This is a genomic window from Bacteroides sp. AM16-13, from assembly GCF_003602705.1.
Taxonomy (GTDB): Bacteria; Bacteroidota; Bacteroidia; order Bacteroidales; family Bacteroidaceae; genus Bacteroides; species Bacteroides xylanisolvens.
Genome location: NZ_QTLK01000081.1, coordinates 1 through 529, shown reverse-complemented (window position 1 = coordinate 529; position 529 = coordinate 1). Strand labels below are relative to the sequence as shown.

Below are 529 nucleotides of genomic sequence, written 5' to 3'. Positions count from 1 at the left end.
GAGACGCTAATCCTTCAGGAAAACTTCCTTTCACTTTCCCTGCAAAACTGGAAGATGTAGGTGCTCATAAACTGGGAGAATATCCGGGTAATAAAGAAGAACTGGCACAGTCTAAACATAGAGGAGACACCATTAATGAAATCTATCGGGAAGATATTTTCGTAGGTTATCGCTGGGCGGATAAAGAGAAAATCAAACCGTTGTTCCCGTTCGGACACGGATTGAGCTACACTACTTTTGCCTATGGAAAACCTTCGGCCGACAAGAAGACAATGACAGCAGATGATACCATTTCTTTCACAGTCAATGTGAAGAATACAGGCACTCGTGAAGGTCAGGAGGTTGTTCAGCTTTATATCAGCGATAAGAAATCTTCTCTCCCTCGTCCGGTAAAAGAGTTGAAAGGTTTCCAAAAAGTGAAATTGGCTCCGGGCGAAGAGAAAGCAGTAACGCTGACGATTGATAAGAAAGCATTGAGCTTCTTTGATGATGCCAAACACGAATGGGTGGCCGAACCGGGCAAGTTTGA

The 529-nt window shown here is 43.9% G+C and carries 1 protein-coding gene; it reads left to right on the top strand.

The features are described 5' to 3' along the window. The coding region (locus tag DW173_RS23660; RefSeq protein WP_233562301.1) for a fibronectin type III-like domain-contianing protein at window positions 1-529 on the top strand (529 nt) is incomplete at both ends.